General features: G+C 71.4%; 6 protein-coding genes and 1 tRNA gene. 5 read left to right on the top strand and 2 right to left on the bottom strand.

Annotated features, from left to right (window positions below; genetic code table 11):
- Both VFE05_23655 and VFE05_23650 read right to left on the bottom strand, forming a co-directional pair.
- On the bottom strand, positions 1 to 1,956 hold a 1,956-nt coding region (locus VFE05_23655), incomplete at its 3' end, for a HAMP domain-containing protein (protein HET6233093.1).
- Between the two features lie 527 nt (positions 1,957 to 2,483).
- Positions 2,484 to 2,566, bottom strand: a tRNA-Ser gene (locus tag VFE05_23650).
- 212 nt (positions 2,567 to 2,778) lie between these two features.
- Here VFE05_23650 and VFE05_23645 point away from each other — a divergent pair.
- The 5 genes from VFE05_23645 to VFE05_23625 all read left to right on the top strand — a co-directional run.
- Entirely contained in the window at positions 2,779 to 4,317 is a 1,539-nt protein-coding gene (locus VFE05_23645; GenBank protein ID HET6233092.1) for a L,D-transpeptidase family protein, read from the top strand.
- Between the two features lie 155 nt (positions 4,318 to 4,472).
- Positions 4,473 to 4,868: a YciI family protein gene (locus tag VFE05_23640; protein ID HET6233091.1), complete on the top strand. Its 396-nt coding sequence runs from the start codon at positions 4,473 to 4,475 to the stop codon at positions 4,866 to 4,868.
- An 11-nt stretch (positions 4,869 to 4,879) separates the two neighbouring features.
- Positions 4,880 to 6,154, top strand: a complete 1,275-nt coding sequence (locus VFE05_23635) for a sigma-70 family RNA polymerase sigma factor (protein ID HET6233090.1) — start codon at positions 4,880 to 4,882, stop codon at positions 6,152 to 6,154.
- Between the two features lie 388 nt (positions 6,155 to 6,542).
- A complete protein-coding gene (locus VFE05_23630; GenBank protein ID HET6233089.1) occupies positions 6,543 to 8,012 on the top strand; it encodes a L,D-transpeptidase family protein in 1,470 nt (489 codons plus the stop codon).
- A 798-nt stretch (positions 8,013 to 8,810) separates the two neighbouring features.
- On the top strand, positions 8,811 to 9,624 hold an 814-nt coding region (locus VFE05_23625), incomplete at its 3' end, for a serine/threonine-protein kinase (protein HET6233088.1).

Below are 9,624 nucleotides of genomic sequence, written 5' to 3'. Positions count from 1 at the left end.
GACCGACAACGTGAACCAGCTCGCCAACAACCTGACCAACCAGGTGCGTAACATCGCCGACGTGACGACGGCGGTGGTCACTTCGGCGATGTTACGCACCTGAGCGGTCAAGTGCGTCGCCATGGCGTTCACACTCTTGGTCAAGTCTTCCCACGTGCCGGCGACGCCTTCCACCCGGGCCTGGCCACCCAGCTTGCCTTCGGTGCCGACCTCTCGCGCCACGCGCGTCACTTCGTCGGCGAATGAGGAGAGCTGGTCTACCATCGTGTTGATGGTGTTCTTCAGCTCGAGGATCTCGCCCTTGGCCTCGGCGGTGATCTTCTTGGACAGGTCGCCCTTGGCCACCGCGGTGGTGACGTCGGCGATGTTTCGCACCTGTGACGTCAGGTTGCCGGCCATGAAGTTCACGCTGTCCGTCAGGTCCTTCCACGTCCCGGCGACTCCCGGCACCTGCGCCTGCCCGCCGAGCACGCCTTCCGTACCCACCTCTCGCGCCACGCGCGTCACCTCGTCCGCGAAGACCGAGAGGCGGTCCACCATGGAGTTGATGACGTCCTTGATCTGAAGGATCTCGCCCTGCGCCTGCACAGTGATCTTCCTCGTCAGGTCGCCATCTGCGATCGCCGTCGCCACGGCGGACACGTCGCGGAGCTGGACCGTGAGGTTGCCCGCCATCGCGTTCACGCTGTCCGTCAGGTCCTTCCACGTGCCGGCGACCCCGGGCACCTCAGCCTGGCCACCCAGCACGCCTTCCGTTCCGACCTCCCGCGCGACTCGCGTCACTTCCGATGCGAAGGCGGAGAGCTGGTCCACCATCGTGTTGACGGTGTTCTTCAGGTCCAGCATCTCGCCCTTCACGTCCACCGTGATCTTCTGCGACAGGTCGCCGTTCGCCACCGCGGTGGTGACGAGGGCGATGTTCCGCACCTGGCCGGTGAGGTTGCTCGCCATGAAGTTCACGCTATCCGTCAGGTCGCGCCAAACGCCCGCGACGCCCTCGACCCGCGCCTGCCCGCCCAGCCGCCCCTCGGTGCCCACCTCGCGCGCCACGCGCGTCACCTCGCTTGCGAAGGAGCTGAGCTGGTCCACCATGATGTTCACGGTGGTGCCGATGCGCAGGAACTCGCCCTGGACCGACTTGCCCTCGATCTCCAGCACCATCTTCTGCGTCAGGTCGCCCTTGGCCACCGCTGTGAGCACGCGCGCCACCTCGGTGGTGGGCTGCATCAGGTCGGTGATGAGGGAGTTGACGGCGTCCACCGTGCGCGCCCACTCGCCGCGCACGCCGGGGATGGAGACGCGGTCCTCGGTCTGGCCCTCGCGGCCCACCGTGTTGCTGACGCGCACGACCTCCTGCACCACGCGCGCGTTCAGCTCGGCGATGGCGTTGAAGGCCTCGGCGATCTCGGAGTAGAGCGGGTCGTCGCCGTCGGGCAGGCGCATGTTGAAGTCGCCCGCCTGCATGGCGCGCAGGGCGATGAGCAGCCGGCGCATCTCGCGCTCCTGGTGCCCGCCGCCGCCCGTGCCGTCACCCCCGCCCCCGCCATCGCCGCCGCCCACGCCCGCCAGCACCCGCCGGCCGCGCCGCGCGCCGCCGTTGCCGCGCACGGGTACGGGCACCTCGACCGGGGCAGGCACCGCCGCAGCTGCCGCGGCCGCCGGCACGCGCCGGCCACGCCGGGCTCCGCCGTTGGCCGGGGCCGCCGGCGGTGCACCCACCGCCTCCGGAGCCGCGGCCGGCGCCGCGCCCACCGGGGCCGCTCCGTCGCCGTCGCCGTCCGCACCCAGCGCGGTCTCGGCCGCGGCGGGGAGCACCACGGAGCCGGGCGCCAGCGCGCGTCCGCCCCTGCGCGCGCGGCCGGAAGCCGCGGGCGGGGTGGCGGGGGCTTCCGCGGCGGCGCCGCGCCGACCACGGGCGCGCGGCTGGGGCCTGTCGCCTGCGGCGGGAGCGTTCACGTCGGGGTCGAGATTGTCACCTGTTGCCACAGACGACTCCTGCGGTGGGGGATTGAGAATGCAGCGCGCGGCGGCGTCCGCGTCCCCGGTGGGGGCGCGGGCACGAGCCGAGACGATTCTAACGTAGCATGCGGCCGCCAAGCCCGAAACGGGGAGCGCGGATCACCGCGCGCCGGTGCAGCTCCGTGGGTTTTGGCGCTGGCCGCGGCGCCGGAACGGGGCGCCGACGCGAAACCTGCGATGCCTGCCGGATGGGGTCCGCAAGGCCCCGCTCGGGGCCCGTCCGCCCCGGCGCGCCCGCTCTGCCGGGTCCGCATACGGGTGGTGCCGCCCAACTTAGCAAATGCCGCGCCATCTTCAACCATTCCGCACTACGAATGTTCCCACCGGCCGTCCGCCGAGCCGCTGGGTGATTGCGGGAATTCCGGCGGGCTCGTCACCCGGTCCGCCGGCCACGAACGCACCGAACGAAAAGCCCCGCGCGTCTGCCGACGGCGGGGCTTCGGTTCCATCTTGGCGCTTTCGAGCGGAGGGCCTGGGACTCGAACCCAGAAGTCCTTTCGGACGCCGGTTTTCAAGACCGGTGCAATAGCCGTTCTGCCAACCCTCCCAAGACCCTTCCCGCCACCCGGCACGGGTGACGAAGCCGAAATTTCGGTTCGGGGCGGGTTTTCGTCAACCGTTCCGTACGGCGGAGCTCGAGATGGACAGGGAGCGTTGCGGGTAGCGTGTCGAAACGCTTCCGCTGCCCGGCCGGCACCACTAGACTTGTCGCCCGTTGGTCCGTCGGTCGTCGTCCCCGCTCGGAAGGTCCGCTCCGCCATGCAGTTCCCCGCCAAGCCGCTCCTCCGCGCCTCCGCCGTGCTCGCCCTGAGCGCCATCGCGCACGCCTGCACCCCGAAGCCCGCCGCCACGCCCGCACCGTCGCCCGCGGACTCCGCCGCTGCTGCCGTCTCTCCGCCCGTCTCCAGCGGACAGGCGGGCGTCGTCCGGCGCGACACGGTCCCGCGCGACGTCATCTCCCGCGACACGATGCGCCGCGACACCGTTCCGCGTGACACGGCGAAGCCCCGAGGGTTGGTGCCGCGCGACTCGGTGAGGCGCGTGGGTGTGGTGCGCCGCGATACGATTCCGCGGGATACGGTGCCGCCGGTGGAGGCGTGGGGACAGATCGCGCCCGCGGCGGTGAACGGTGCCGTGCAGCATCTTCCCGTGGGCCGGGGGCTCGCGGGCCCGTCGGTGGTGCGCGTGCAGATCCTGCTGGACCGCGCGCTCTTCTCGCCGGGGATGATGGACGGGAAGTGGGGCCGCAACCTGGAGCACGCGGTGTTCTGGTTCCAGACGCGCGAGGGGCTTCCCGCCACCGGGCGCGTGGACTCCACGACGCTGGAGCGGCTTCGCCATCGCGCGGGCAGCCCGCGGGTGCTCGTGGAGGAGCACGTGCTGACGGCCGAGGAGGCGAGCGGTCCGTTCGTGCCCACGCCCGAGAACATCTACGAGCAGGCGCGGCTGGACTGCTCGTGCTACCAGTCGCTGGCCGAGAAGCTGAGCGAGCGCTTCCACCTCACGCAGGAGCTGCTGCGGCAGCTGAACCCTGGCGTCGCAATCAACCGTCTCGCGGCCGGCGCGAAGCTGTTCCTGCCTGCCGTCCGGAACCCCGCCGCGCAGGCGGGCGGGGTGGCGAGGCTGGAGATCTCCGGCAGCGGCAACTACGTGCACGCGCTGGACGCGGCGGGGCGCATCCTGTACCACTTCCCGTCCACCCTGGGCGCGTCGTACGACCCGTCGCCGTTGGGCGATTTCCGGGTGATGAGCATCGACCCGGACCCGTGGTGGCACTACCAGCCCGCGCTGCTGGCCCGCGTGCCGGATTCCAGGCCCGACGCCATGATCCCGCCGGGGCCGAACAGCGCGGTGGGGAGAATGTGGATGGGGCTCTCGGCGCCGCATTACGGCATCCACGGGACGAAAAGCCCGGAGACGATCGGCTACGCGCAGTCCGCCGGCTGCGTGCGGCTCACCAACTGGGACGCGGTGTTCCTGAGCGCCCGCATCCGCCCCGGCACGCCCGTGCGCTTCCTGGACACGCGCCGCGCCACCTCGGCCGTGCGCCCGAAGGCGCCGCCCGTGCGGCCCGGCGCCGCTCCGGCATCCGCCGTCGCCCGGAGCGTGTCTCCGTCAGCGGCGCGTCCGGCTCCGCTCCGCGCGGCTTTCCCGCCGAGGCCATCCGTCGCGCCCGTTCCGACGTCGGCTCCTCGATCGACACCTCAGCGTGTTGTGCCGGCGCTTGGCTCGCCCCGTCCGGCTGCACGGAACCCTGCCGCCGCGACTCCCCCTCCTCCGCCGCCGACCCGGCCGTAGATGCTGGATGCGGCTGGGCTCGCTACCTTCACTCGAAGAAAGTTTTCGGGCGATGTAGAGAACGCGCGCTCGGCTCCGACTAGTGCATGCAAGGCCAACGAGGGCCGCTGCGCTGCGCCGGACCCGGGCGCCAACCACGAGACGGAGAACGGACCATGAAGTTCATGATGATGATGCACACGCCGCGCGGGAACGGTGAGTACCAGGTGAGCGCCTGGAGCCCGGACGACCTCAAGGCGCACATCGCGTTCATGCACCGCTTCAACGCGGAGCTGGCCACCGCGGGCGAGCGGGTGGACGCGCAGGGCCTGGCGCCTCCGGGGCAGGCGAAGCTGGTGCGCGCAGGCAAGGACGGCGCGCCGGTCACCGACGGCCCGTTCGCCGAGGCGAAGGAGTTCCTGGCGGGCTACTGGATCGTGGACGTGGACTCGCCGGAGCGGGCGTACGAGCTGGCCGCGAAGGCGTCTACGGCGCCGGGACCGGGCGGGGCGCCGCTGAACATGGCGATCGAGGTGCGGCAGGTGATGAGCGCCCCGCCCACCGACGAGTGACGGCGGTGCGGGTGGCGGTCACGGTCGAGCACCTGCTGCGCGAGCTTGCGCCGCAGGTGCTGGGCGCGGTGGCGCGGCGGCACGGCGACTTCGCGGCGGCGGAAGATGCCGTGCAGGAGGCGCTGATCGCCGCGGCGACGCAGTGGCCGGCGGCCGGCATCCCCGCGAATCCGCGCGGCTGGCTGTACCACGTGGCCCTGCGGCGGATGACGGACCAGGTGCGCAGCGAGATGGCGCGGCGGCGGCGCGAGGACGCGGTCGCCACGGAGGTGTGGGCGGACTGGGCGTTCGTGCCGCCGCCGGACGCGGAGCTGGGCGTGGACCGCGACGACACGCTGGTGCTGCTCTTCATGTGCTGCCACCCGGCGCTCACGGATCCGTCGGCCATCGCGCTGACGCTGCGGGCGGTAGGCGGCCTGACCACGGCGGAGATCGCCAGCGCGTTCCTGGTGCCCGAGGCCACCATGGCGCAGCGGATCAGCCGCGCGAAGGCGAGCATCAAGGCGTCTGGCGTGCCGTTCAGCATGCCCGAGCCGGGCGAGCGCGCGGAGCGGCTGGGCGCCGTTCTGCACGTGCTCTACCTCATCTTCAACGAGGGATACGCGAGCACGAGCGGCGCGGTGCTGCAGCGGACTGACCTGTCGAACGAGGCGATCCGTCTGGCGCGCGCCGTCCACGCCCTGCTGCCGAACGACGCAGACGTCGCCGGCCTGCTCGCGCTGATGCTGCTCACGGACGCGCGCCGCGCATCGCGCACGGGGCCCGACGGCGAGCTGATCCCGCTGGACGAGCAGGACCGCACGCTGTGGAACCGGGCGCAGATCGCGGAGGGCGTCGCGCTGGTCTCTGCCGCGCTGACGGGCGGGTCGGCGAGCGCGTACTCGCTGCAGGCCGCCATCGCCGCGGTGCACGACGAGGCCGAACGGGCGGAAGATACGGACTGGCCTCAGATCCTGGCACTGTACGGCGTGCTCAAGGAGATGCAGGAGAACCCGATGGTGGCGCTCAACCACGCCATCGCCGCCGCGATGGTTCACGGGCCCAGCGCGGGGCTCGCCCTGCTGACGCCGCTGGACGCGGACCCGCGGATGCGCGGGCACTACCGCCTGGACGCCGTGCGCGCGCACCTGCTGGAGCGCGCGGGAGATCACGACGCCGCCATCGCCCACTATCGCGCCGCCGCCGAAGGCACGACCAGCATTCCCGAGCGGAACTACCTCATCGCGAAAGCAGCCCGCCTCGCCGCCGGACAGCGCACGACGGGGCCAGCCGCGCTGGATCGCTGACTGCGCATCTTCCAACGACGGCGCTGGTGAAAGCCCACCGATGCGATCCAAGCCTGTATATCGGCCGATGCGCTCCCCGTGGCTCGTCGGCCGATCCGCATCTCCCGCATCTCACGCATCTCACGCATCTCACGCATCTCCCGCATCTCCCGCATCTCCCGCATCTCCCGCATCTCCCGCATCTCCCGCATCTCCCGCATCTCCCGCATCTCACGCATGTGCCGAACGTCGCGACGGACCGTCATCGGCGGATGCGGGAAGCCGTTCATCTCCATTGGTAAACAAAGTTTGTATCCGGCCCGAAACCTGCCAACGGTTGCCGCGAACGCGCTGCGGGAAGGCCGTGGCGGGGATCGAGACACGCACGAACGCGAACCGACGGAGATAGATGAGACCCAACTGGTACGCTGCCGCCGCGATGGTGGCGCTGCTCGCCGCCTGCGGAGGCAAGGACGACGCGAAAGCCGGCGAAGGTGCGGCGCCCGCAGCTTCGGCGGGCGCGCAGGCCAACAACCCGAACGCGGTGGCAGTGGCGTGGGATCCGCGCGAGCAGGACCCGACGCCGGAGCAGATCGCCGCCCAGCGCATGGATATGTCGTGGCAGCAGGTGGTGCAGATGGACAGCATGGCACCCGGCCGCCCGGTGAAGAACCCCGAGCGCTGGAACCAGATCACCGCGCAGGCGGTGAACAACAGCCCCATGCACCTGCCGCTCACCGGCGACGTGGAGGGCCCCAGCGTACTGCGCGTGCAGATCCTGCTGGACCGCGCCCTCTTCTCGCCCGGCATGATGGACGGCCGCTGGGGCAAGAACGCGGCGGAGGCGCTGTACTGGTTCCAGAAGATGAACGGCCTGCGCGCCACCGCCGTGGTCGACTCGCCCACGGTCGCAAAGCTGTCGCAGCTGGCGGGCAGCCCGCGCGAGCTGGTCGTGCGGCGCACGCTCACGGCGAACGACGTGGCGGGGCCGTTCACCACCATCCCGAAAGACGTGTACGAGCAGGCCAAGCTGGACTGCTCCTGCTACCAGACGCTCACCGAGAAGCTGAGCGAGAAGTTCCACATTACCCAGGACCTGCTCAAGCAGCTCAACCCCGGCACGGACCTGGACCACGTGGCCGCCGGCACCGCCATCAACGCCCCCGCGGTGGACGGCGACCGGAAGTCCAAAGGCACGGTAGCCTCCATCGAGGTGTCGGGCCGCGGGACGTACGTGCACGCGCTGGACGCGTCGGGCCGTATCCTGTACCACTTCCCCTCTACGCTGGGCGCCACGTACTCGCCGTCGCCGTCCGGCAAGTTCGCGGTGAGCACCGTCACGCAGGACCCGGCGTGGCACTACCAGCCCGCGCTGCTCACGGGCGTGGACGATAGCCTGCCCGAGGCGATGGTCCCCAAGGGTCCCAACAACGCCGTGGGCGTGGTGTGGATGGCGCTCTCGGAGCCGCACTACGGCATCCACGGCACGGGCAGCCCGGAGACGATCGGCTACGCGACCTCGCACGGCTGCGTGCGGCTCACCAACTGGGACGCGGAGTTCCTGAGCCACCAGGTGCGCCGCGGCATCCCCGTGCACTTCCGCGACATCGCAGGTGCCGGCAACGGCACGGCGCCGAGCGACGTGGGCCGAAGCGAGGCGAACGCGGCGGCGAACGCATCGGCCAGCAAGGCGGGCGGGACGACGACTCCGGCACGCAGCGGAGCGTCTGGCGGACGCACCGGCGGCACCAGCGGACGCACCGGCACCAGCGGACGCACCGGCGCGCGGGCGGACAGCGCGAACCGCACGGCCAAGCCCCGCACCCGGCCCCGCGCCGCGGACACAACGGCGACGCCCGACAGCACCTCGCAGCGCTGATCGATCCGGCGCCGGGAGATGCAATCCGGCGAACACGGCAGATGCAAAATCGAAGAGCCTCCGCGCGGTACGGAGGCTCTTCGCGTTCTGGGCCCAAAGCGGATCCCCAACGTACCGGGCACCTCTCTCGTCACATGATGCAGGTCTCCGTCGGGCTCTCGGTGCACGGCGTAAAGCCCGCGCACGAATAGAAGCCGCACGTGAAGCCTATGTGCGTGTCGCTGCACTGCACGTCGCAGGTGTATCCCACGCTTGGCATCGGGCAACCGTCCCACCCTTCTGTGCACGCGTACGTCGCTACCATTCTCTGGCCGTTCACCGTGCCGCGGCGCCTGACCCCGTCGCCGGAGGGTGAGAAGCTCTCCACCTGAAGCTCTTCCACGTTCAGCCTGAGCTTGCGCATGCCGCCTCGCTCGCTGGGGTGAGGGCGCCGCCGAAAGGCACGCGCCGCGCCGGCATCTCCCGAACGCCGGCCGTGCAATCATGCGCGGGTCGGAAGATGCGCCACACTCGTTTCCCGCCGATCACCGTAACACCAGGCGATGACGTCCGCGTCATCGGACAAACGATGCGCGGCGGCGGGCGAAGCGGGGAGGATCCACGAGCCTCGGGAGTTCGGCGCGAAACCGCACCGGGCATGTGGATTGCACCCTCCGGCGCCCGAACGCCCCTCGCATGCCGCACGGCTGAAAGGTACGGATCGGTGCCGAGCAACCTCGTCCGCAGCAGCTTCGCCGCCCCACGCCCGCGGGTCCGCACGCGCCGCCCACCCGCGCCGACCGCGGCGGAGGCGCGCCCGTGAGCCGGCCGATGGAGCGGCTGCTGATGGGCCGCAAGCTGGCCGGGCGCTACGAGATCGAGAAGATGATCGGCACCGGCGGGATGAGCCTGGTGTTCCGCGGGCGCGACACCACGCTTGGGCGGCCGGTGGCGATCAAGGTCGTGACGATGGACGCGCCGAGCGACGAGGCGCGGCAGGACCTGCGCGAGCGCTTCCGGCGCGAGGCGGGGTCTGCGGCGCGCATCCCGCACCACCCCAACGTGGTGCAGATCTTCGACTACGGCACCGATCCCGAGCTGGACCTGGACTTCATCGTCATGGAGCTGCTGGAGGGCCGCGACCTCAAGGAGGCGCTGGCCCGCGAGGGGCTTCCCCGCGACCGCGCCGTCCGTGTGCTGCGCGACGCGGCGCGCGGGCTGGCTGCCGGGCACCACGTGGGCATCGTGCACCGCGACGTGAAGCCCGCGAACGTCTTCCTGGTGCGCAGCGGCGATGGCTGGGAATCGGCGCGCATCCTGGACTTCGGCATCGCGAAACCGGTGGAGCCGGGGGAGGATGCGGACCTGACGCGAACGGGCCAGCTCCCCCACTCGCCCGCGTACGCGTCGCCCGAGCAGGTGGACCCGGAGCGCGTGGCGACGCCCGCGTCGGACGTGTACCAGCTGGGCCTCATCGCGTACGAGGTGCTGGCGGGCGAGCGCCCGTACGACCGCGTGGAGCGGGCGCGCGTGCAGGCGGGAGATGCCATCCCGCTCCCGGTGCGCGGCCGCTGGGGCGAGGTGCCGCGCCACCTGCGCGAGGTGGTGGAGCAGGCGCTGGAGCCGGACCCCG

It is taken from the genome of Longimicrobiaceae bacterium (assembly GCA_035696245.1).
Classification (GTDB): Bacteria; Gemmatimonadota; Gemmatimonadetes; order Longimicrobiales; family Longimicrobiaceae; genus DASRQW01.
This window is presented reverse-complemented; position numbering and strand designations above follow the sequence as displayed.

Excerpts from the sequence above, each read along its gene's own strand:
- VFE05_23640 (HET6233091.1), top strand. The coding sequence starts at position 4,473 with ATGAAGTTCATGATGATGATGCACACGCCGCGCGGGAACGGTGAGTAC.
- VFE05_23645 (HET6233092.1), top strand. The coding sequence starts at position 2,779 with ATGCAGTTCCCCGCCAAGCCGCTCCTCCGCGCCTCCGCCGTGCTCGCC.
- VFE05_23630 (HET6233089.1), top strand. The coding sequence starts at position 6,543 with ATGAGACCCAACTGGTACGCTGCCGCCGCGATGGTGGCGCTGCTCGCC.